This window comes from Pontixanthobacter luteolus (assembly GCF_009828095.1).
Lineage (GTDB): Bacteria > Pseudomonadota > Alphaproteobacteria > Sphingomonadales > Sphingomonadaceae > Pontixanthobacter > Pontixanthobacter luteolus.
Genome location: NZ_WTYP01000001.1, coordinates 1,346,581 through 1,369,576, shown reverse-complemented (window position 1 = coordinate 1,369,576; position 22,996 = coordinate 1,346,581). Strand labels below are relative to the sequence as shown.

Annotated in this window: 20 protein-coding genes and 1 tRNA gene; 5 read left to right on the top strand and 16 right to left on the bottom strand. The window is 60.2% G+C overall.

Annotated features, from left to right (window positions below; genetic code table 11):
- Both GRI43_RS06650 and GRI43_RS06645 read left to right on the top strand, forming a co-directional pair.
- Entirely contained in the window at positions 1–753 is a 753-nt protein-coding gene (locus GRI43_RS06650) for an enoyl-CoA hydratase/isomerase family protein (RefSeq protein WP_160730229.1), read from the top strand.
- A gap of 30 nt (positions 754–783) precedes the next feature.
- On the top strand, positions 784–1,683 hold the full coding sequence (locus tag GRI43_RS06645) for an SDR family oxidoreductase (protein ID WP_160730228.1): 900 nt from the start codon (positions 784–786) through the stop codon (positions 1,681–1,683).
- Here GRI43_RS06645 and GRI43_RS06640 read toward each other — a convergent pair.
- From GRI43_RS06640 to infA, 6 genes are all read right to left on the bottom strand, one after another.
- Positions 1,680–3,299, bottom strand: coding sequence for an AMP-binding protein (locus GRI43_RS06640; protein WP_160730227.1), 1,620 nt, complete (start codon positions 3,297–3,299; stop codon positions 1,680–1,682). The two genes, GRI43_RS06645 and GRI43_RS06640, sit on opposite strands and share 4 nt — an antisense overlap.
- A gap of 66 nt (positions 3,300–3,365) precedes the next feature.
- Positions 3,366–3,441: transfer RNA gene (locus GRI43_RS06635), tRNA-Phe, on the bottom strand.
- 116 nt (positions 3,442–3,557) lie between these two features.
- Positions 3,558–3,740, bottom strand: a complete 183-nt coding sequence (locus tag GRI43_RS06630) for a DNA gyrase inhibitor YacG (RefSeq protein ID WP_160730226.1) — start codon at positions 3,738–3,740, stop codon at positions 3,558–3,560.
- Positions 3,737–4,723 (bottom strand): ribonuclease E/G, encoded by a 987-nt coding sequence (locus GRI43_RS06625; protein ID WP_160730225.1) that lies wholly within the window; start codon positions 4,721–4,723, stop codon positions 3,737–3,739. Before GRI43_RS06625 ends, GRI43_RS06630 begins: the two co-directional genes overlap by 4 nt.
- Positions 4,716–5,291: a Maf family protein gene (locus GRI43_RS06620; protein WP_160730224.1), complete on the bottom strand. Its 576-nt coding sequence runs from the start codon at positions 5,289–5,291 to the stop codon at positions 4,716–4,718. Before GRI43_RS06620 ends, GRI43_RS06625 begins: the two co-directional genes overlap by 8 nt.
- Positions 5,292–5,303: 12 nt before the next feature.
- The gene (gene infA / locus GRI43_RS06615) at positions 5,304–5,561 is read right to left on the bottom strand and encodes a translation initiation factor IF-1 (RefSeq protein WP_011413465.1); all 258 of its coding nucleotides are present in this window, start codon (positions 5,559–5,561) and stop codon (positions 5,304–5,306) included.
- A gap of 253 nt (positions 5,562–5,814) precedes the next feature.
- Between infA and GRI43_RS06610 the strand changes: the two genes are divergently transcribed.
- Positions 5,815–8,595, top strand: a complete 2,781-nt coding sequence (locus GRI43_RS06610) for a TonB-dependent receptor (protein WP_160730223.1) — start codon at positions 5,815–5,817, stop codon at positions 8,593–8,595.
- Here the strand turns inward: GRI43_RS06610 and GRI43_RS06605 are convergent.
- Positions 8,592–9,395, bottom strand: a complete 804-nt coding sequence (locus GRI43_RS06605) for an esterase/lipase family protein (protein WP_160730222.1) — start codon at positions 9,393–9,395, stop codon at positions 8,592–8,594. The genes GRI43_RS06610 and GRI43_RS06605 overlap by 4 nt on opposite strands.
- Positions 9,392–11,020: a WS/DGAT/MGAT family O-acyltransferase gene (locus tag GRI43_RS06600; protein WP_160730221.1), complete on the bottom strand. Its 1,629-nt coding sequence runs from the start codon at positions 11,018–11,020 to the stop codon at positions 9,392–9,394. Before GRI43_RS06600 ends, GRI43_RS06605 begins: the two co-directional genes overlap by 4 nt.
- A gap of 241 nt (positions 11,021–11,261) precedes the next feature.
- Between GRI43_RS06600 and uvrC the strand changes: the two genes are divergently transcribed.
- The gene (uvrC, locus tag GRI43_RS06595; RefSeq protein ID WP_160730220.1) at positions 11,262–13,214 is read left to right on the top strand and encodes an excinuclease ABC subunit UvrC; all 1,953 of its coding nucleotides are present in this window, start codon (positions 11,262–11,264) and stop codon (positions 13,212–13,214) included.
- A gap of 183 nt (positions 13,215–13,397) precedes the next feature.
- Entirely contained in the window at positions 13,398–14,213 is an 816-nt protein-coding gene (locus GRI43_RS06590) for a universal stress protein (protein ID WP_160730219.1), read from the top strand.
- A 49-nt stretch (positions 14,214–14,262) separates the two neighbouring features.
- Here the strand turns inward: GRI43_RS06590 and GRI43_RS06585 are convergent, their stop codons facing one another.
- The 8 genes from GRI43_RS06585 to hisG form a co-directional block, all read right to left on the bottom strand.
- Positions 14,263–15,189 (bottom strand): acyl-CoA thioesterase, encoded by a 927-nt coding sequence (locus GRI43_RS06585; RefSeq protein WP_160730218.1) that lies wholly within the window; start codon positions 15,187–15,189, stop codon positions 14,263–14,265.
- Positions 15,190–15,220: 31 nt separating this feature from the next.
- Entirely contained in the window at positions 15,221–16,069 is an 849-nt protein-coding gene (locus tag GRI43_RS06580) for a cupin-like domain-containing protein (protein ID WP_160730681.1), read from the bottom strand.
- An 86-nt stretch (positions 16,070–16,155) separates the two neighbouring features.
- Positions 16,156–17,328, bottom strand: a complete 1,173-nt coding sequence (locus GRI43_RS06575; RefSeq protein ID WP_235903623.1) for a GNAT family N-acetyltransferase — start codon at positions 17,326–17,328, stop codon at positions 16,156–16,158.
- A gap of 158 nt (positions 17,329–17,486) precedes the next feature.
- Complete coding sequence (locus GRI43_RS06570; protein ID WP_160730217.1) at positions 17,487–19,595, bottom strand: sodium-translocating pyrophosphatase; 2,109 nt, start codon at positions 19,593–19,595, stop codon at positions 17,487–17,489.
- A 130-nt stretch (positions 19,596–19,725) separates the two neighbouring features.
- A complete protein-coding gene (gene thiL, locus GRI43_RS06565; RefSeq protein WP_160730679.1) occupies positions 19,726–20,613 on the bottom strand; it encodes a thiamine-phosphate kinase in 888 nt (295 codons plus the stop codon).
- A complete protein-coding gene (gene nusB / locus GRI43_RS06560; RefSeq protein ID WP_160730216.1) occupies positions 20,610–21,056 on the bottom strand; it encodes a transcription antitermination factor NusB in 447 nt (148 codons plus the stop codon). Before nusB ends, thiL begins: the two co-directional genes overlap by 4 nt.
- A complete protein-coding gene (gene hisD / locus GRI43_RS06555) occupies positions 21,053–22,342 on the bottom strand; it encodes a histidinol dehydrogenase (RefSeq protein WP_160730215.1) in 1,290 nt (429 codons plus the stop codon). The genes nusB and hisD overlap by 4 nt, the downstream gene beginning before the upstream one ends.
- On the bottom strand, positions 22,342–22,995 hold the full coding sequence (hisG, locus tag GRI43_RS06550; protein ID WP_160730214.1) for an ATP phosphoribosyltransferase: 654 nt from the start codon (positions 22,993–22,995) through the stop codon (positions 22,342–22,344). Before hisG ends, hisD begins: the two co-directional genes overlap by 1 nt.
- Between the last annotated feature and the right edge of the window lies 1 nt (position 22,996).

Sequence of the window (22,996 nt, the reverse complement as noted above, 5' to 3'; positions counted from 1 at the left end):
ATGACTATTCGATACCAGAGGGAGGGCACGACGGGGTACCTTCTGATCGACCGGGCTGACCGCCGCAACGCAATCACGCTTGAAATGTGGCAGGCGATCCCCAGTCTGCTCGATGAAGTGGAGGCGGAAGAAGGCATTTCAGTGCTGGTCGTGAAATCCGTCGACGATGGATATTTCAGCGCGGGCGCGGATATTCGCGAATTGCTGGCGAACAAGGACGATGATGATTGGCGGGCTGCCAATCATGCCGCGATCTCGGAAACGCAGCACCGCCTTGAGAGATGCCCGTTGCCGACTGTGGCATTTATTGACGGTGACTGCATTGGCGGCGGATGCGGGCTTGCGCTGGCGTGCGACATTCGCGTGGCAACCCCGCGCGCCCGGTTCGGGATCACACCTGCCAAGCTGGGGATCGTCTACCCGTTCCACGACATCAAACTGCTGATCGAACTGGTCGGGCCGGGGCAGGCGAAACGACTGCTTTACACCGGCGATCTGATCGACGTTGCCGAAGCGCGCGACATTGGCCTGATCGAGATTATCGCCAGCAGCCCCGATGCGCTTGAGCGGGCCATCAGCAAGGCTTCCGGATCATCCAATCGGGTGATGAAGGCGTTGATGCGCCGCATTCTCGATGGGCAGGTGGCAGAGGATGCAAAGACGCAGGCCATGTTTGCAGATGGTTTCCGCTCGGCGGATTTTCTGGAAGGCGCGCAAGCCTTTATCGAAAAGAGAGCGCCCGATTTCTCGTAAAAAGAACCACACACCAAATGGAGCGAAGTGATGGATATTTCCAAGCTGATGTACCGGGACGGCCTGATGGATGGCGAAAGCATTCTTGTCACCGGCGGCGGGACCGGATTGGGCCGGGAAATGACCGAGGCGTTCCTCAAGCTTGGCGCTGATGTTCATATTTGCGGGCGGCGGCAGAACAAGCTGGATGAAGCTGCCGAGGAATTGATGGCGGCTCATGGCGGGAAAGTAACCGGGCACGCGTGCGACATCCGCGATGCTGATGCGATCAAGGGCATGGTCGATGCGATCTGGGCCGAGGGCGGCGCGCTGACCGGTGTGGTCAACAACGCAGCCGGAAACTTCATCAGCCGCACGGAAGATTTGTCGGTCAACGGTTTCAACGCGATTTCCGACATCGTTTTCCGCGGGACATTTTATGTCACGCACGAAATCGGAAAACGGCTGATCGCGGAGGAGAAGAAAGCCAGCTTCCTGTCGATCCTCACAACCTGGGTCTGGAATGGCGGGCCGTTCGTCGTTCCATCTGCGATGAGCAAATCCGCAATCAACACCATGACGCAGAGCCTTGCGGTGGAATGGGGCCGCTATGGCCTGCGTTTCAATGCCATCGCACCGGGCCTGTTCCCGACCGACGGCATGAGCGCGCGGTTATCGCCCGGCGGGCGCGGTGATAACTCGAACGACCGGATGAACCCGATGGGCCGTCACGGCGAAATGCATGAACTCGCTAATCTGGCCGTGTTTCTGATGGGGCCGGGCGCCGAGTGGGTAAACGGACAAACAATCGCGATCGATGGCGCAGGATATCAGGCAACCGGGGGCAATTTCTATCAGATGCTGAGCCCCCTCGGCGATGAAGAGTGGGACCAGATGCGCGCAATGATCAAGGGCACAAATGCCAAGGACAAGGCAGACCGGGCGACCTAGGCGGCAGCGTCTTCCGCCAGCGTCTGAGCGGTCCTGTAGTCCGGCTTGCCATTGTTGAGCCTTAGCGACCTGCCGGTAAACACGTAGAGGCGCGGCGCCTTGTATCCTGCCAGCCGGGAGCGCACGTGCGAGTCCAGCGCGTTTTGAAGCGCTGCGTCCCCGCAGATGACGGCTGCGATCTTGCGGCCGAAACGCGGATCAGGAACGCCGACGACCCGAACATCGGCCACTCCGCTGACTTCCTGCAGAACGGCTTCGACTTCTTCCGGGAAGACTTTCTCGCCGCCGGTGTTGATGCACATATTGTCGCGGCCCTGGAATTCGATGCTGCCGTCGCTGCGATAGCGGGCCCGGTCGCCGGTCATCAGCCAGCGTTTGCCGTCTATTGTGGGGAAGGTTTGCGCGTTCTTTTCGTCTTCCCCCAGATAGCCCAGGGGCAACGGGCCTGAGCGAGCGAGGATGCCGAACTGGTCCGAGCCCGGTTCGATCTCGCGCAGGTCGTCGCCCAAGACCTTTGTGTCGCGTCCGGGAATGGCGGCAAAATTGCCGCCGCCGGATGTACCAGCGGCAGTGGTGATCGTGACTGCCGTTCCGGCGCTCTCACTGGAACCCAGCGCATCCACGATAATCATTGCAGGGTTTACGGCGATGAGGCGCTGTTTGACCGACTGGCTGAACACCGCGCCCGACGAAGTGATCATGCGAAGGCTTGCTATAGCCTCTGCCGCGTCGGTGCGCGCTTCCAGGGCATCGGCAAGCGGCATCGCGAACGCATCCCCGACGAATGTAAGCGAACGCGCCTGATACTGGCGGACCGCGTCGATTGCCTGATCGGGGTCGAACCGCGTCGCAGGCACAGTCGCCAAGGTTCCGCCGCGCATCAGATGGATCATCGCAGCGAATTGACCAGCGCCGTGCATCAACGGGCTGAGCAGCAGCAGAGGCGCAATGGAGCTTTCTGCCGAAGGAGGAAGGGCGGCAGCGAATGCCGAATGTTCTGCAAGCGAAGCCGCAATCTTGGGCGGTTCCCCAATGCCCTGCGGCCAATGCGAGATCTGGAAAGCTTCCCAGGCATCTTCGAACGGCCACATCACCGCCTTTGGCATTCCGGTCGTCCCGCCTGTAGCTGTGAAAAACAGCGCTTGCGGGTCACTGTGCGGGTTGAAACCTTCTGCAACCGGATGAGCTGATAAGGCGCGCCATTGGTCAGATGCCGGATTGCTGGAGATAACGTGTTCCAGAACAGAAGACCTGGCGGACAAGGCGATATCCGTGAATTCATCTTCGGCGAACAGAACTTTCAGCCCGAAACGGGTGAATATGTCGCGCAGCTCGCCTTCCTGATAGTGGTAATTGACATTCACCGGGATCACGCCGGCTTTTGCGCAGCCGATATAGGCGAGGATGTATTCAGGCGAATTGCGCTGCATCTGGCCGGCAACGTCACCCGGCCTCATTCCTGCATCGATCAGTCCGCAGGCAATCGAATCCGTTATCGCATCGAGTTCCTGCCAGCTAACCGTGCGGGTGCCATGCACCAGCGCAGGCCTGCCCGGTTCAACAGACTGTGCAATCGCTTTCGCTGCAACGCCGAAATTCTCGCCACGCCAATTCATTTGGAAAGCCTAGCATCGCGGCAGGCATTGCCAAGAACTTACAGCGGTTCTGGAAGAGGGGGGAGATGGTGCCCAGAGGCAGATTCGAACTGCCGACACCACGATTTTCAATCGTGTGCTCTACCAACTGAGCTATCCGGGCATCTCCACCGGGGCCAATTAATCCCCAGCGCTTGTTGGAAGCGGCGCTATGGCGAAGGCGCCGATGATTGGCAAGGGGGTAATAGAGCTAAGCGCAGGAAAAACGACCAACTAGGCCTATTCCTGGAGTTCCCAGTCCTCCGGCGCCAGCTCTTCAGGTGCAGCAGGCCGGCCAGGCACGGCGTATCCGTCGCTGAACCACTGGTTCAAATCGCGGTCCCGGCAGCGACTCGAGCAGAACGGTGCGAATTCCTCCGAGCGCGATTTCTTGCAGATAGGGCAGGCTTTGGTCTTGGTCATAGCGGCACCGCCTGCGCGAATCCGGCTTCAAGCGCAAGGGACGGGTCCATTGCCGTCCGCACTTCGCGGCCTGTCCGGCGCGAAAGTTCGGCCAACCAGGCATCCTGAAACTTGCCCGCGACAGCCGGATGGCAATTGAGCTGCAATGCGCCGGGCTCTGTCACGTACTCTGCCTTGCGAAGCAGCAGGCATGCAGCAGAAGCGGCGCGGGCGTAATGGATATGCTGGATCAGGGAAGGGCGTTCAAAGCGCGCCACAATCTGAATGAAGCCGAACCCGTTCATTGCGGTGCGTTCGTGCGGCCAGTGATCCAGCGCAGCCTCTATGGCCTGATCTACGGCCTTTCTGTCGGCTTTTGCCTGCAGGGTAGGGAAATCAATCCCGATCGATCCGGAAAGATTGAACCTGCCGATCGATTCCGCAATCGGGTTTACAGCTGACAGGGCCAGCAAACGCGCATCGGCTGCACCATTACCGCCGCCGTCGATATCGATCAGCATCATCGCCGGCGTATCTGCGAAAATCAGCTCGCCGCCATCAAACGGTACGGCGCCGTTCGATGCCTCCAGCCACAATTCGTTCCAATCGCAATCGGGGAAGCGCCGGACGAGCTTTGGCTTACACCCCTGCGCCGTCAGCTGATCGAAAAGCGTGTCTGCGGCGGTGGGGGCTTCATTGGTCGGCACGGCATGGGCGAGTTTGCGGCGGTCCCTTTCAGGAACCTGCGAGCGTACAACCTTGCAGCGAATGGTGCTGCCTTCGCTGGCCGACACCGCAAGCCCGCTGACCAATGCCTCTTCGCCGCTGGCAAATTGCACCGTCCCCCGCTTGCTGCCTTTCGCGCGCGACACCAGCCGGGCATCGGACACATGGCCCGGGCCCAGCATTCCGCGCCGGTAAACACGGCTTTCAAGGATCCTGCCATGATCGCACAAAACGGCACGGTCTTCGCCGATACCGTGTTCGACCAGCCATTCAGCCAATTGGAAAACCTGCGGATTTCAGAAGCGCACGCGTTTCATACAGCGGCAAGCCCATCACTGCGGAATGGCTGCCGCGGATCCATTCAATCAGGCCTTCTGCCTGCCCCTGGATTGCGTAGCCGCCTGCTTTTCCCTCCCAATCACCACTGGTGATATAGGCGTCGAGCTCTTCTGCAGAGAGGCGCTTGAACTTGACGATTGTCTCGTTGAGCTTTTCGCGCAGCGTGCCATCCGGCGATAGCAGGGCAACAGACGACAAGACCCGGTGCCGCCGCCCTGACAGCAGCGTCAGGCACTCGCGTGCGGTTTCTTCATCTTCAGCCTTGGGCAGGATTCTGCGGCCGGCTGCAACCACTGTATCGCCCGCCAGAACAAACCCGTCTGAAGATGTAGCCGCCAGCGCTTTCTCGCGGCCCATGCGTTTTGCATAGTCGCGCGGCAGTTCAGTCGGCTGCGGGGTTTCGTCAATGTCGGCGGGCGCGATGCGCGCAGGTTCGATCCCCAAGCGGCCAAGCAATTCGCGCCGTCTGGGGCTGGCCGATGCCAGTATCAGGGAGAGAGCGGACAAATCCGCCGCCGCTTATTGTGGGCCAGGGCCCTGACCGGGGCCGCCACGGCCCGGCATGAAGCGGTAGGTGATACGCGCCTTGGTCAGGTCATACGGGGTCAGTTCGCACAGCACTTCGTCGCCAACCAGCACGCGAATGCGGTTCTTGCGCATCTTGCCTGCGGTGTGGCCGAGCACTTCGTGGCCGTTTTCAAGCTCTACCCGGAACATCGCGTTGGGCAGTAGCTCCACCACTTTGCCGCGCATTTCGAGGAGTTCTTCTTTCGCCATGTGTGTTCGTTTTCCCGTATGTGATCTGCAGTTGGTCGAATAATGTTGCGCGCCCATAGCCCCCGGCGGGATAAAAGGGAAGCCTCCTGCGTATTGAGCGTGTTCGAAGTTCTTAAATCCTTATTCGTCAGGGCCGCATCATTCAGGCCGTGAGACAATCCGATACACGACCGCCGGTTGACCGGACCGGAGGGCGGCGGCAATTGGCGGGCAAGGGTGGGAACTGACCGTTTTATGGAAAGCCAATGCTCTGATGCGTTTTACCACCTCAGCCTCGATCATCGCTCTCGCCATCTGTGCGCCCCTTTCGGCGCAGGAAAGCGCCGAGGGAGAACCGCTGCCCGATGCCTCCTCAGGCGATGAAATCCTGGTTATTGCCGACCGGCTGCGCGGCCAGGTCGATACCGCCCAGGCACCGATCCTGGAACTGGATGAAGCGGATATCGCGGCTTACGGCGTATCCTCGATTGAAGATTTGCTCGCCGCTATCGAGCCGCAGACCGGATCCTCGCGCGGTCGCGGCGGCGGACGTCCGGTTTTTCTGGTCAACGGGATCAGGGTCGGCAGTTTCCGTGAGTTTCGCTCCTACCCGCCAGAGGCGATCCGCAAGGTTGAGGTGCTCCCGGAAGAAACTGCTCAGAAATTTGGCTTTCCGCCTGACCGCCGGGTCATCAATTTCCTGCTCAAGGACGACTTTTCCGCGCTCACCGCAGAAGTGGAATACGAACAGCCGTTCGATGGCGGATATTCGTATAACGAAAAGGAACTCACGCTTCTGAAAATCACTGGCGGCGGACGGCTGAACCTGAATCTGGAATTCAGTGACAGGTCGCTACTGACTGAAGCGGAGCGCGGCATCATCCAGACACCGGGTAGCATCCCTGACGTCCCTGGCGATCCCGACCCTGCGCAGTACCGTAGCCTGATCGCGGACAGTGCGAACATCGAAGCGACAGCAAACTGGGCCAAGGCATTCACAGACAGCGGTGCGTCGCTGAGCGCAAACGGAACTTATGAGCGATCATCAAGCCGCAGCCTGTCGGGCCTAAACACAGTCATACTGACCGCGCCAAGCGGCGAAAGCGCGGTCCGGACGCTGGGCGCGGATAATCCATTGGTGCGGCGCAGCCAGTCGGATACTTTCTCCTCCGCAGCATCCTATTCGCGGCCTGTGGGTGATTTCCAGCTCACCGCAACTGCAGATGCGAGCTACGTGTCTTCAACGGCGAAGATCGACCGACGTGCGGATACGTCGGACCTTGTCGCTGCCGCGGCGGCTGGCACGCTTGCGATTGATGCCGCCCTGCCGGCGTTAGCCGATCCGGGTTTCGATATCGCAGATACCGACACCTATTCGGCGACGAGCAAGCTGACCTTGCGGGGCACGCCTGTCCTGCTGCCCGCAGGCGAATTGTCGACAACTTTCGATCTGGGTTACGACTGGGACCGGATTGAAAGCGAAGATTCGCGCGCCGGGTCAGCAATCCAGCTTACCCGCGGCAACATCAATGGCGGGATCAATTTGGCTGTGCCGATCACCAGCGTTCGCGATGACGTGCTCGCCGCTGTCGGCAGCGTCACCTTGAACGGGCAGGCCGGGTTCAATCACTATTCCGATTTCGGCACGCTTTACCGGCTGACGGGGGGCGTCACCTGGGCACCCACGGACACGCTCGACCTGCAAGCGACATATGTCTGGCGCGAAGTGCCGCCTTCTTTGTCACAGCTGGGCAGTCCGCAAGTGGAGACGCTGAACGTGCCCACTTTCGACTTTGCAACCGGCGAGACTTCGCTCGTCACTGTCACCAGCGGCGGCAATCAGAATCTGAAAGCAGAAACACAATCTGACTGGAATTTCTCTGCCAACTGGGAACTGCCCTTTATCGATGGTGCACGGCTCAGGGCCGAATATGTCGACAATCGATCGAGCGACGTCTCTTCATCATTCCCGTATCTTACCCCTGACGTCGAAGCAGCGTTTCCGGACCGGGTTACGCGGGACAATACAGGCCAATTGATCGCGCTTGATCAGCGGCCCGTGGATTTCTTTGAAACACGGACAAAGCGGCTGACATTCGGGCTGACCTTGCGCGGTTCTATCGGGTCCGGTGATCGCGGTGGACGACCGGGCAGTGGCGGCCCGCCGCGCGCGAGTGCGCGGGATGGGGCGGTGCGTCCGGACAGGGCAGCTGAAGGCCCCAGAGGGCCGGTCACCGAAGAACAGCGCGAACGCTTCATGCAATTCCGCGAGCGGCTTTGTGCCGATGATGGCGATGAATTCTTGAAGCGCGTCGCCCAGGCTCTAGCGGCGGGTGAGGCACCGGCTGATATCCCCGGTTTCGATCCTGAACGATTGCGCCAGATGATCGACCGGTTCCGCAGCGAAGACGGAAGCATTGACGAAGAACGGCTGGCTGCCTTCCGCACACGCATCTGCGACAGCGACGCCTTCCCGCGCGCGGACGCAACCGGGGATCGTAACGGACAGGAGCGCGCCCAAGGCCAGCAACGGAGTCCGCGGGGCGGTATGCCGCGCGGACTGCCGGGCCGGCCGCAAGGTACGCGGTATTTCCTCAATCTGTCGCACAGTATCGAACTGGAGCGTGAAATCCTGATTGCCGAGAACGGCCCGCTGCTGGACCTTCTGGACGGAGACAGCCTGACGTCTTCCGGCAACCCGCGCCATTCGGCTCAGCTTGAGGGTGGAATTTTTTCCAACGGATACGGAATGCGGCTTTCGGCGCGCTATACCGGATCGTCCCGCATCGACGGGACGGACGGTGCCAGCAGCACAAATCTGTTCCTGGATGATCTGGCGACGCTCGATCTGCGTCTGTTTGCCGACCTCGGCACCGTTTTCAAACAGGATGAAGGCCTGCTGAAGGGGATGCGCGCAAGCTTCCGGATTGACAATGTATTCGATGGCCGGCAGCGGGTGACAGACAGCAATGGCCAGACACCTATCGGTTTCCAGCCATTACTGATCGATCCGGTCGGCCGCTATGTCGGCATCGACCTTCGCAAACTGTTCTAGTGCAGGCGCGTTCTGGGGAATAGCAGACTGGCAAGTCCAGATGGTGCGAAAGGTTTCCATTCGCCTTCACGCTGGGCAAGCCTGTCCGCGATGGCCAGCATCACTGTCGGGTTCACGCCAAGTCCGCAGTGGCTGGCGTGAACTTCGATGTTTTCCGTCTGACCGGGCAATCCTTCGCCGGGTTGCTGGACGGAACCGCGCCAGTGAACCACACCGTCGGTCTTGGTCAGGATCGAAGTGGTCGGGACGGGCGGTGCAGCATCCAGCCCGGTGAAACGGCCTGCCTTGATAGGCTCAGGTTCCTTGCCATTGAGATATTCGAACAAAAGGCGCGCGCTGGTGTGATCACGGTCGTCGCTGATCGGGCTGCCAAGCGAAATGACGCAGCGGACTTTCTCCGGCAACATTTTCGCGAGTTCGCGGGCGAATACACCGCCAAGGCTCCAGCCAACGATGGAGATTTTCCCGTCGGTATCCCCGTGCAATTGCTCAACACATGCGGCCATGGCTTCGACGCGGTCGTTATCGACTTTCACGTTGCGGCCCAGCTGCCAGCCTGCAGTCTGGTATCCCAGGCTGTCGAGCAGCGACCGCATCGGCCGGGTTGAACTGTCGGTCGCCATGAAGCCGGGTAGTACCAGCACGCCGTGACCGTCACCTTTCGGCAAAGTGCTCATTGCTGGCCGCAAGGCCAGGAAGCTGGCAAATTCTGCCATTGCCCGGCCCGGTTCCGCCAGCGTGAGCAAACGGTGCGGAGGACGCGCGGGCTTTGCTGCCGCTTCGATGGTCAGTGCTGTCATTTGGTTGATTTTCCTTTGGTTGCGACCTTGCGCGCTCTTTGCGGCGCCTTGCTTGCCGTGGAATTCTTCGTCGCTGTCTTTTTAGCAGCGGCCTTTTTCGGTGCGGCCTTGGTGGCAGCGGTTTTCTTCGCCGGTGCCTTCCGGGCAGCAGATTGTTTCTTAGCAGCTGGTTTTTTGACCGGCCCTTTGCGCGGCGCAGCCTTTTTTGCTTCAGCAGGTGTCTCGTTACGCTTGGCGAGGTCCCTTAGTTCCTCGAAGCTTTCTTCGATGCACTGTGCATAAAAATCGGGATCAGGCATCAGGCTGCGACAAGCGGTGAAGGCGATTGTCGCCTCGTCAACGTAACTTTGCACGACATGGCCGAGGCCAAGCCCGTCGGTCAGGCACAAAAGGCCCATCTGGCTTTCCAGCCGCGCCCCGCTCGAATAAATCGAAACGGGCGGGCCGGGCACATTCGTCACAACCGTCGAATACGGCGCGCTGACGCGGTTCGCGAGGCCGAGCCGTGTGTACAGCTGCGCCCCCAAAGCCATGAACAGTGCCGGGCTGACCTTGCTCATTTCAGTCATGTTGCGCGCGCCCATCGCCTCGGTCATCGCCTTGCTGTTGGTCGTCTTGTCATGCACGAAAGCAAGCCGTTCAGCGGGATCTTCGATATGGGTACCCAGCGGTGCGATCATGGCCGCGACCTGATTGCCCATATCCCCCTTTTCATCCTTGGACCGGACTGAAATCGGTGCCATCGCCGTGAGCGTGCGCCCGGGTAAATCGTCCTTGCTGAGCAAGTATTTGCGCATTGCCCCGCCGACAATCGCGAGGAACACATCGTTGACCTTGCAGCCCGGCGCCAAAGCGCGGATTGCCTTTATGTCGGCCAGTGGCACGCTTCGGCCTTCGACCACCCGGTTGGGGGAAATGACGCGATTGAACCGGCATCGCGGCGCAACCATGTCTGCGCCGACCTTGAAATCCTTGACCGCCAGACCCTTGATCGCGTTCGCAATTCCCGGCGCAGCCTTTGCCGCGACTTCGAGCTGCTTCATCGGGTTGGCAAGCGCGCTGACATATGACCGGCCCAGCAGCTCGACTGCGCTGGGTATTTTTTCCGCCTGCCAGGTATCGGGTGTTTCCGGCGGCGGTGCATCGGGTTCCAGCGTGTGCATCGCTTCCAGCAGATCGACGCCGCTCATTCCGTCGATGGCCGCATGGTGCACCTTCGTGACCATGGCGTAACTGCCCTTGGTGACACCTTCGATATTGTCGAGCCCTTCGACGATTGTGAATTCCCACGGCGGCCGTGTCAGGTCGAGCGGGCGGGCAAAGATGCGCGCGGCCTGAATGCACAGCTGGCGCCAGTCACCCGGTTTGGGCAGCGCAACATGGCGGACATGGTATTCGAGATCGAAATCCGGGTCTTCGATCCAATAGGGATAATCCAGATCGAAAGGCACCTTGACCATCCGCTGGCGGATAGTGCGAGACAGCTGCATCCGGCTCTCGAAGAAATTCAGAATGTCCTTGAAGCGGACAAATCCGCCAGGCGCGGTCTCAGGGTTGTAGATCAGCAGCGATCCGATGTGCATCGGGGAATTGCGCGTTTCCAACGCAACGAACGACGCATCCATACCCTGTAACTGGCGCAATAGTCGGCACTCCTCCTGTTTCGCTCCGTTCTTCGCCGGATGCGTAACACAGGCGTAACATGGTAAAACGCCGCGTCAATGGCCGGGAAATGCGGTATCCGCCGCTTCGGCTGGGGCTCAAAGCGTTCTGCTGGTTCCGCGTCCGATGCGCGTTCATGCCATTAGGCTGTGCGAAACTCGCCGGAATTCTTCCATTCGTTGCGCTGTCCCCTATGTAACAAGCATGGCCAAGACCCCCGCCGGAACCCCGCATGACCCGAGAGGTGCAGAACGCTTCAATGAAGAGCGCGCTGCCTATACGGTTGCTTCGGCCAAGCCCGATCTGGAGGCGGGGCTGAAGGCGATCCGCGATACGGTGAAAACCCTGAAGCCTGTTCCCGGCGTTTACCGGATGCTCGATACGCGCGGCGATGTCCTGTATGTCGGGAAAGCGCGCGCGCTGAAGAACCGCGTTGCGAACTATACCCAGGCGAACAATCTGACGCAGCGGCTCTTGCGGATGGTCAGCCAGACGCGCCGGATGGAAATTGTCACCACCAACAGCGAAGCGGAAGCATTGCTGCTGGAGGCGCAGTTTATCAAGCGCTTCCGCCCGCCGTTCAACGTCCTTTTGCGCGATGACAAGAGTTTCCCGTTCATCCTGCTACGGACCGATCACGGTTTCCCGCGGATCATGAAGCACCGCGGGGCGAGGCGCGCAAAGGGCAATTATTATGGCCCCTTCGCCAGCGCCGGCAGCGTCAACACGACAATTAACGCGCTGCAGAAACTGTTCCTGCTAAGGTCTTGTACAGACAGCTTTTTCAGCCGCCGCGAACGGCCCTGCCTGCTGTATCAAATCAAGCGTTGCAGCGCGCCATGTGTGGGGCGGATCGACGAAGATGGTTATGCGGGCCTGGTGAAGCAGGCGCAGGATTTCCTCGGCGGAAAATCATCCGCCGTGCAGCAGGATCTTGAGCGTCAGATGGCCAAGGCGGCTCAGGATCTCGACTTCGAAACGGCAGCGATCCTGCGCGACCGTTTGCGCGCCGCGACCTTCATTCAGGGCAGTCAGGCGATCAATGCCAGCGGTGTCGGCGATGCCGATGTCTTCGCGCTGGCGAGCAAGGGCGGCCAGATCGCAGTGCAGGCGTTCTTCATCCGAGGGGGGCAAAACTGGGGCCACCGCGCATTCTTTCCGACCCACACCAAAGATGTCGAAGATGACGAAATCCTCGCTGACGTGCTGGCACAGTTTTACGAAGAGGTGCCGCCGCCGCGCACCATTTTGGTGGACCGCGAACTGCCCGAACAGCCGCTGATCGAGGAAGCCTTTGCCGCCAGCGCAGAACACCGCGTGGAAATCTCGATCCCGCAGCGCGGCGACCGGCGCAAATTGATGCAGCAGGCCCAGCGCAATGCGGTTGAGGCATTGGACCGCCGGCTTGCGGAAAGCGGGACCAAGGCGAAGACGCTACGTGAAATGGCCGAATTTCTGGAGCTGCCCGATGTGCCGCAGCGCATCGAAATTTATGACAACTCCCACATTCAAGGGACCAAGGCGGTTGGGGGAATGGTGGTTGCCGGGCCGGAAGGCTATCTGAAAAACCAGTACCGAAAGTTCAACATCAAGACCGCGCAGGGCAATGACGATTTCGGAATGATGCGCGAAGTCATGCACCGCCGGTTCAGTCGCGCGATGAAGGAAGACCCGGACCGCGAGACGAGCGGGGAGAAAACCGTCTGGCCCGATCTGGTCCTGATTGACGGCGGCAAGGGACAGATGAGCGCGGTGCGCGATACGCTGGAAGAACTGGGTATCGAGGACGTGCCGCTAATCGCCATCGCCAAGGGGCCGCATCACGGCCGCGAGGGTCGCGAAGTGTTCCACTTTCCCGATGGTCGAGAGAAGACGCTGCCGGTCAACTCGCCGGTGCTGTTCTACCTCCAGACCTTGCGTGACGAAGTACACCGCTTTGCAATCGGCGCGCACCGCGCGAAGCGCAGCCGCGCGATCACCGCATCGCCGCTGGACGAGATACCAGGCATCGGCCCAACCAGAAAGCGGGCCTTGCTGCTGCATTTCGGGACCGCAGGCAAGGTCAGGGCGGCATCGCTGAAGGATCTGCAAAGAGCGCCCGGGGTCAGCGCAGCGGTGGCCCAGACGATCTACGATTTCTACCACGCCGCCGGATGAGGCAGGCAGCGATGGCAGCTGGCCAGAGCGGGTAGTCAGGCAGGGCCAGTCCGCCTTCCGTATATTGCCGTATATATTTGATTCAGATCAATGCGCAGGTGTGTGCAAGTGCCCATGATGAAAGCATAAGGAGTGATCGTTTCTGCGAGATGCGCAGCGCTCCTGAAAACTAGGAGACACGCCATGCGATCGATACTTGTTCATGTCTACAATGACCCGGGATTGGAAGCGCGCCTGCAAATTGCGCTTGATCTGGCGCGTTCGTTCGATGCGCACGTTACTTTCTTGCAAGCGGTCACGCACCAGGTGCTGATCCCCGGTGATTATACCGGCACGCTGACGGCGCAGATGATGCCAGTAGTGCAGGAACAGGCCGACGAGCTGCGTCGCGCGGTTGAAAAACGTCTGGCTGACGAGGATGTCCGCTGGGACTGGGTGCAGGAAGTCGGCATGCCAGACAGTCGGCTGATGAGCCATGCGGGCCTGAACGATCTTGTGCTGGTAGGCTCGGTCGCGCCAATGGGTTCTGAAACGCAGCCATCGCGTCTCGCCGGGGCCTTGGCGATTCATGGCCGCACTCCCGTCATGGTCACGCCCAAGGATGCCAAGGGGTTCGATGCCACAAAACCGGCGGTCGTTGCGTGGAATGGCTCGCCGCAAGCGGCGCATGCCCTGCGCGCTTCGCTGGAGATGCTGCGCAAGGCAGACAGCGTGACGCTGGTCACCGTGACCGGGGAAGAGGACGCGAAGAAATACGATCTGCCGCCCTCTGAAGGTGCGGAATATCTCTCGCGCCACGGTATTTCATGCGAGATTGTCGAGGTTCCGGCGCTTGGCCGTCATCCTGCGGAAATCCTGCTGGAAGCTGCGACTGTCAGGGATGCAGGCTATATCGTGCTGGGCGCATACGGCCATGCGCGGATGTTCGAATTGGTGTTCGGCGGCGTTACGCGGCGCATTCTGAAGGATCCGAAGATCCCGCTCATTTTGGCTCACTGATCGCGCGAAAGATGCTGGCAGTCGGCCTTGGCCGGGCCGATTGCCAGCGTCACGCTTTGTCTTGGTCCTTGGACCGCCGGCGGCGCATCATGCCTTCCTGCGCCACACTTGCGACCAGTTCGCCAGCCCGGTTGAAAATCCGGCCACGGTTGAACCCTCTGCCGCTGCCGCTCCACGGGCTGTCTGTCGCATAGAGCAGCCAGTCATCGGCTCGGGCAGGGCGGTGGAACCAAACCGCATGGTCAAGGCTGGCCCCGGTCAGTTCGCCCCGCATCCAGCTAAGTCCATGCGGCAAGGCGGCGGTGCCCAGCAATGTGTAATCGCTGGCATAGGCGATGACCGCGCGGTGCAGCGCGGGATCGTCCGGCAGCGGTGCAGCCGTTTTGAACCAGGTATGGGCGCAAGGTTCTTTTGGCTCGCTGTTCATCCAGTGCAGGCGATCTATCGTGCGCATTTCTATGGGCCGGGGGCGTAGCATCAGCTTGCGGGCGGCCTCGGGAATGTTCGGCTGCGCGTCGACATATTTGCGGCGCAGTTCCATGTCCGATTTCAGGTCTTCTGGCGGGGCGACATCAGGCATTGCGCAGTCCTGATGCTCCAGCCCGTCTTCCGCCGTCTGGAAACTGGCGGTGAGGTTTAGGATCGGACGAAGATTGCCATCTTCCTCTGCCTGACTGGCCACGACCCTGCGATTTGCGAAGCTGCGGCCATCGAAATCGCGTTCGATCCGGTAATCGATTTCCGGCCCTTCTTTCCCGCCGCGCAGGAAATACGCGTGCAATGAGTGAGCGATCTTGTCATCCGGGACTGATCGCTGCGCGGCCATCAAAGCCTGCGCGATCACCTGTCCGCCAAAGACGCGGCCAACGCCGTCCTTTTGTGGCTGCCCGGTGAAGCTGTTTTCGTCGTTCTGTTCGACTGTCAGCAGGCTAACGAGCCCATCGACCAGTTCTTGCGAAGTCTTGTTGTCACTCATCCCGCTGCTTTGCTTTGCAGCTGCGGCAACGTCAACGCGCTTGACCGGTCAGACGCAGCTTTCTGAGCGCCCGGAATGTGTAGGCCTTGGCCTTGTTGGAGCCGGGCCAGCGCGATGTGCTGGCCGGTGCGAGACCCCTGTTACGCAATATTCGGTTCAAACCGCGCGCGTCCGCTTCTTCAAAGCTCCAGTCGCTGCGCCATGTGATCGACAGCGAGATTGAACTGTCTGGTCCATTGCGCACGAAATGCGGTGCCATGACCGGAACGAACAATGCCTCACCTGCTTTGATGGCAAGTTCGATACCTTCGGCGGTGAAGTCATCGCGCCATTCGAGTTCCCGCGCGCCGCCCGAATGGTAGCTTTCATGGACGGTATCCGGTGCAAAGCGTGCATTCCCGGCTGGAAACTGGGTCATCACTTTCGACCCTTTCAACTGCAGCAGGATGTTGTGTTCCGGGTCGAAATGATAGGGAGTGACGGCATTGGGCGAGGATATGAATACAAACCCTTGCGGGCGTAGCATGGCGCCCGTCTTCGTTTCGATTTCGGCTTGGATTTCAGCAAGGAGCGACATCAGAAGATCACGGTAGGCAGGCACTTGCTCGATATTCTTCAGGACAGCCCAGCTGTTGCTTGTGGCGATCTTGCGGATCGTGTCCTGAATCGACAGACCTGTTCCGCCGGGCTTGCCGTCGACGCCGATGGGAAGGTCGCCCCGGTTATACTCGGTAGAGCTTTCCGGCAGCGCCGCACCCAGTTCAGCCAGCGCATCCAGCGTGAGCAGTGAATGTTCAGTCAAATTGTGCGGCAGGGTATGCGGCGTCTCGGGGTAATTTCTTGCAAACAAGGCCCGCGCCGATGGGCCGAATACCGGCAGCTTGTCGCTAATCGACGGGTGCGGTGCGCAAGCCTGTCCGGAATCCGAAATTTCGCCGGACCGGGAAAAATCGTGACTGTGTTCCATCATTCGGTTCCCATAATTTCGCTGCCGCTTTCCGCCTTCAGCAATTGACGGAATGCGGCTTGTCTCAATTTTCCGCCGATCCCCACGCTAAGGCGGACCATCGACCGTTTTTCGCGCCAAATCCGTTCGATCATCGGGTGATCTGCGGCAGCGCAGCTATCGGTCCATTCGATCGACGGTTCTTGCAGAATGTCGAGGTTTTCCCGCTGCAGGAGAACGCCTGGCGAAAACCGCGAATAGCGTTCGTCGAAGGCGGTCTTGAAAGAGAACGCGCCGGGCGGGCAGAGAAAGTTGGCGAGCATCGCGATCGGCCTGTCATCGAGATACAGGGCCAGACGCTCAAGTTTACCTATTCCGGCTGCACCGTTCAGCATGTCCGCGAACAAGGCCGCCGTGCGCGGATCTGATGCCAGCGCTGATCCGGCTGCGCCTTTCCAGCCTGCCGCCTCCAGTTCCAGAAAGTCGTTGGCCCAATCTGCCAGGTCGTGCGCATCGCGGCGGCGTTCGAACCGCAGTTCGCCCAATTCGGACAGGCGATTGTACTGGCGTCGCAATTCCTTGCGTTTCTTGCCGCTCATGGATGCTGCGAAATATTCTTCCGCCGAAGCGGGCGATGCGAGCATAGCGCGTTCCTCGCGGTGGACAATTGCACAAGTCGCGCGGCGGGCGGTGACTATATCTGCAAGCGAGCGGAACAGCGCGCCATCCTCGGCAAGGCCTTCAAGGTGGAAGAACAAGCTGTGTGACGGATGCGCATCGAGGTGGTCCAGCAATGCTGACCAGAATTCTCCCTCATGCCCGGCTGCGACCAAGGGAGCTCCGCAAAAGGCATTGTCGTGCATCCATCCGCGGAGATGCGGGATCGGATATCCGTAATAGCTGCCCGATCTTTGTAGTGGCAAAAGCCCGCATAGTTCGCCTGCTGCCCAGAACTGAAGGATTTCAAGCCGGCCGTCGGGGTCGAACGCCTTCAGGGCAGGCGGCAGCCCCCATGATGAGTAGAATGGATTGGGTTCGCTGGAGATTGCTTCCAGCGCGGCCCACTGCGCGATCATATCTGGCCCGGTGCAGGCATTGAGAGACGAAACCGCAATCCCATCAGCGCACGGCGCCGGGGCCACCGCGTGGGGCAGTGCGCCGTTTGCATCAATATCGGTTGGCTGCGTGGCCAAGCGTTAACCCTCATACAGTGCGGCATTGCGCGCCGCATGGGGGCCTTAGCGAAGCAATGCTGAAGAAGGTTTAACGTCTGATCCGCCGCCCCAAATGACAGAACCCCGCCCGGATCGCTCCGGACGGGGCTCTGGCTCAGCCTGGGCTGAAGTCTGGATCAGCCTGCGGCAAGTGCTGCGAGAAGCAGCAGAGCCACGATGTTGGTGATCTTGATCATCGGGTTCACGGCCGGACCGGCAGTATCCTTGTAAGGATCTCCAACGGTGTCGCCGGTAACGGCAGCCTTGTGAGCTTCCGAACCTTTGCCGCCGTGGTTGCCGTCTTCGATATACTTCTTGGCGTTATCCCATGCGCCGCCGCCGGCGGTCATGGAAAGCGCCACGAAAATACCCGAGACGATCACACCCAGCAGCAACGCGCCAAGAGCGGCAAAACCGTTTGCCTGGCCCGCAACAGCGGTGATCACGAAATAGACCACGATCGGTGCGAGAACCGGCAGCATCGAAGGAATGATCATTTCCTTGATTGCAGCCTTCGTCACAAGATCGACTGTCCGTGCGTAGTTCGGACGGCTTGTGCCGGCCATGATGCCGGGGTCCTTGGCGAACTGGTCACGAACGTCGACAACCACGTCACCAGCGGCGCGGCCAACAGCGGTCATGCCCATCGCACCGAACAGGTACGGGAGCAGGGCGCCAAGCAGCAGGCCGACAATGACATACGGGTTTTCAAGACTGAAGCTGACCGCGAGATCCGGGAAGAACTCCTTGAGGTCAGCGGTATAAGCCGAGAAAAGAACCAGCGCGGCAAGTCCTGCCGAACCGATTGCGTAACCCTTGGTCACGGCCTTGGTGGTGTTGCCCACAGCGTCGAGTGCGTCGGTCTTCTCACGGACGCTTTCTTCCATCTCAGCCATTTCAGCGATGCCGCCAGCGTTATCGGTGACAGGACCATACGCATCAAGCGCCACGACCATCCCGGCGAGCGCCAGCATCGAAGTTGCCGCGAATGCGATGCCCATCAAACCAGCGAGCTGGTAAGTGACGACGATGCCGACAACGATCACGAGTGTTGGCAAGGCAGTGGATTCAAGGCTGATTGCCAGACCCTGGATTACGTTGGTGCCGTGGCCGGTTTCGGACGATTTCGCAATCGAGCGAACCGGACGGTATTCGGTCCCGGTGTAATATTCCGTGATCCAGATGATCAGGCCGGTAACAGCCAGACCCACCATCATCGACCAGAACAGGTCCATGCCGGTGAACGTTTGTTCGCCAACGGTGTATTCAGCGCCCATACCGATCGCGTAATCGGTGGCCCACCAGATCGCCGGAATCGACAGAACGGCAGTGGTGATGAAGCCCTTGTAGAGCGCGCCCATGATGTTGTTCGATTTGCCGAGGCGCACCATGTACGTCCCGATGATCGAAGTCACGATGCACACGCCGCCAACCAGCAGCGGAAGGCTCATCAATGCGAACAGATCGGCTGCAGCAAGGCTTGTCAGCAGCAGTGCTGTCAGAACCATCGTTGCACCAACGGTAACGACATAGGTTTCGAACAAGTCGGCGGCCATGCCAGCACAGTCGCCGACATTGTCCCCCACGTTATCGGCGATGGTTGCCGGGTTGCGTGGATCATCTTCCGGGATACCGGCTTCGACTTTACCGACCAGATCGGCGCCGACGTCGGCAGCTTTGGTGAAGATACCGCCGCCAAGACGGGCAAAGATTGAAATAAGCGATGCGCCGAAGGCCAGACCCACAAGTGCGTCGATGACTTCGCGTTTCTCGGCAAGGACGGTGAGGTCGAGCCCCATTTGCCCGGTCAGCACCCAGAAGAAACCGGCGATCGCCAACAGTGCGAGGCCCGCCACGAGCATCCCGGTGACAGCGCCAGCGCGGAAAGCCACGGTCAGCCCTTCCTGAAGGCCTGTCTGGGCCGCTGCAGCCGTACGGACGTTGGCACGAACCGAGATGTTCATCCCGATAAAGCCAGCCACACCCGACAGGATCGCGCCGACGACAAAACCGGATGCCGAAATTGGGCCGAGAAACACGAATACGATGATTGCGACCACAACGCCGACCATGCCGATCGTCGTGTATTGGCGTTTCAGATAGGCTTGCGCGCCTTCCTGAACAGCGCCGGCAATTTCCTGCATTCTTTCATTGCCGGCTGCAGCGCCGAGCACCTGGCGGCTGGTAATGAAGCCGTAAACCACGGCCAGCAATCCCAGTCCGATTGCTATATAGACAATTTGCACATTAATCCCCTCACGCAGATGATTTGGCCCGCTTATACGGGTCCAAAAAGGTGGTTGGACTTTAGGGGCGGAGTTACGGCGCGCAACCCCAAAGCGGCAGAAATGCACGGCTCACCGCGTTTTCACGTGTTCAGTGCTGATAACCGAGTGTGTCGCCGGGATCTGGTTGGGTGCCGCCGATCAGCAACGGGCTGCCAGACTGTTCAAGGACCGAGCCGATACGGTGCGCTGCAACCGGAAGGGCAAGCTCTTGATTTGCCGTGAAAAGTAGCTGGTAGTCATCGCCCCAGCGAAGCGCGTCGGATCGGCGTGGTTCGGGCGCAGCAATAGGAACCTGGCTGGTCTCGATGTTGATAGTCACGTTTGAAGCAGAAGCCATCCGGCTTGCATCCAGAAGCAGACCGTCCGACACATCCATCATCGCGGTTACGTGCGGCGCTAGGGCCTGACCGGCACCGAGCAAGGGCAGCGGGCGCCTGTAGGTCGCTGTTTCTTCTGCACTAAAAGATCCGCTCTTTGCGTTCCGCATGGCTTCGAAACCAACCATTGCCCCGCCGACAGGACCTGTGACGAAAATCGCGTCACCAGGCTTTGCGCCGCTGCGCGAGGGGACCGGCACGCTTGTCGCTGTGCCAATTGCGGTCATGCCAAAACTCCGCGGGCCATCGCCGGAAACGGTGTCTCCTCCGAGCAGCGGCACCTGATATTCATCGAGCACTTCTGCCAACCCGGCAAGGAAGCGATCATCCTGTTCGCCCAGCATATAGCCGAGCAATACGCCCACCGGCTGCGCGCCTTTGGCGGCAAGGTCGGACAGGTTTGCCGCTGCCAGCTTCCATGCGACGTCGGCCATATCCTGTTGGGGCAGGAAATGGACGTCTTCGACCATCGCGTCATGTGTCAGGATCAGCGTTTCCCCGCCGATTTCCAGCACCGCCGTATCATCGGCGAGTCCGCGTGCGGCGGGATGCGTGGCGATGGCCCGCAATTGCTGGATGAAGGCGCTTTCGCTGGTCAGCGGACCGCCTTGGCAACCGCGTCGAGAACCCCGTTCACGAATTTCGCCTCGCGGTCGTCGAAGAAAGCTTTCGCGACATCTACATATTCGCTGATCACGGTCGCAACCGTGATGTCTGCGCGGGCCATCAATTCATAGGCGCCGGCGCGCAGGATTTGCAGCATGGTTTTGTCCAGACGGGCGACAGTCCAGCCATCGGCCAGTTTTTCGGTCAGCTTCGCATCGATTTCATCGCGGCGCGCGTCGACGCCCGCGACGATATCGTCGAACAGGTCGGTATCGGCATCGGCATACTGATCGTCTTCAATCTCGCGGCCAAGGCGGTGCTGGTGAAATTCGTCCAGCAATTTGGCCAGCCGAGTTTTTTCCATATGCTGCTGGTAAAGCGCCTGAACGGCGGCGAGCCGCGCAGCTGCGCGGGCCTGTGATCTGGATGTGCTCATTTCAAACGTTTCTCGATAGATTGTGCGTGCGCTGGCAGCCCTTCGGCTTCGGCCAGCGCGATGGCTGCCGGGCCAATAGCGTTTAGTGCAGCTTCGTCCAGTTCAATGAAGCTGGATCGTTTCATGAAGTCGAGCACGGAAAGTCCGCTGGCGAAGCGGGCGCGCCGCCCGGTCGGCAGAACATGGTTGGGCCCGGCCACGTAATCCCCCACCGCTTCCGGTGCAAAACGGCCGATGAACACGCTGCCTGCATGGCGGATGCCCTCGAACAGCGGCGCTGGATCGGCAACGGCCAGTTCGACGTGTTCGGCGGCCAGATCATTGGCGAGCGCGATTGACTGGTCCAGGTCATCGACCACGATAACGACGCCGTGATTATCCCAACTGGCCTTCGCGGTCTTCTGCGTGGAAAGCATTGCGCATTGTACGTCGATCCGGTCTTCGACCTGACTGGCGAAATTCGCATCGTCAGTGATCAGGATGGACTGCGCGACGGGGTCGTGCTCGGCTTGGCTGAGCAGGTCGGCGGCGATCCAGTCCGGATTGTTTTGCCCATCGGCAATCACCAGAATTTCACTTGGCCCGGCGACCATGTCGATGCCGACCACGCCATATAGCTGGCGTTTTGCCTCGGCCACCCAGGCATTGCCGGGGCCGGTGATGACGTCGACGCGGGAAATCCGCTCTGTGCCATAGGCGAGAGCGCCGACTGCTTGCGCGCCGCCGACGCGCCATATCTCATCTACGCCAGCAAGGTGCGCAGCGGCCAAAACCAGAGGATTGATTTGCCCGCGCGGCGTGGGTGTCACCACGGCAAGCCGTGCGACACCGGCGACCTTTGCGGGGATCGCATTCATCAGCAGGCTGGAGGGATAGGCTGCGCGTCCACCCGGCACGTAAAGACCGGCGGCATCGACCGGCAACCAGCGAGCGCCCAGCCTGACGCCTGCATCGTCGGTGTAATCCCGGTCAGTAGGCAATTGTGCTTCGTGATATGTGCGGATGCGGTCTGCGGCCAGTTCGAGCGCCTGCCGCAGGCTTGGCTCCAGTGCGTGAAAAGCCGCTTCGCATTCGGCTTTGGAAATAGACCAGTCGGCATCGCTGGACAGGTTGTGCTGATCGAAACGGGCGGTCAATTCGACCAGTGTTTCATCTCCGGACGCCCGGACCTTCGAAAGGATCGTCTTCACCTGATCGGCGACACCTTCGTCGCTTTCGCGGCGTGAATTTACTATCCTGCGGAATGCCTTCGCGAAGTCCGGCTGACTGATAGACAGGCGCTGCATCAGGCCGCTGCCTGCGCCGCGTTTGCGCGGAAGGCTTCGACCAGCGCGGCAACGCGCCCGTCCGTCTTAAGCGCTGCACGATTGACAATCAGACGCGCGGAAATGTCGATAATCTTGGATGTCTCGACGAGGCCGTTTTCCTTCAGCGTGCGCCCGGTGGATACAAGGTCGACGATACGGCCTGACAGGCCGAGGCTGGGGGCAAGCTCCATCGCGCCGTTCAGTTTGACGCATTCCGCCTGGATACCCTGCGCCTCGAAGTGGCGGCGCGTCAGGTTCGGGTATTTCGTGGCTACGCGGACGTGGCTCGCGCCGTCGATGCCTTCTGCACCCTCAACCGGCTCGGCCACTGACAAGTGGCATTTGCCAATCTCCAGATCGACCGGAGCGTAAAGATCCGAATAGTCGAATTCCTCGATCACGTCGGAACCGACAATTCCCAATTGTGCCGCGCCGTGTGCTACGAAGGTTGCAACGTCGAATGCGCGCACGCGGATCAGCCGCATATCGTCGCGCGTCGTTGCAAAGCTGAGCGCACGATTGCTCTTGTCGTGAAAGCCATCCTCCGGAATTACTCCGGCATCGGCCATCACTGGCAGAGCTTCGTCAAGGATACGCCCCTTGGGCACGGCAAATGTAAGCTGCGCTGTCATA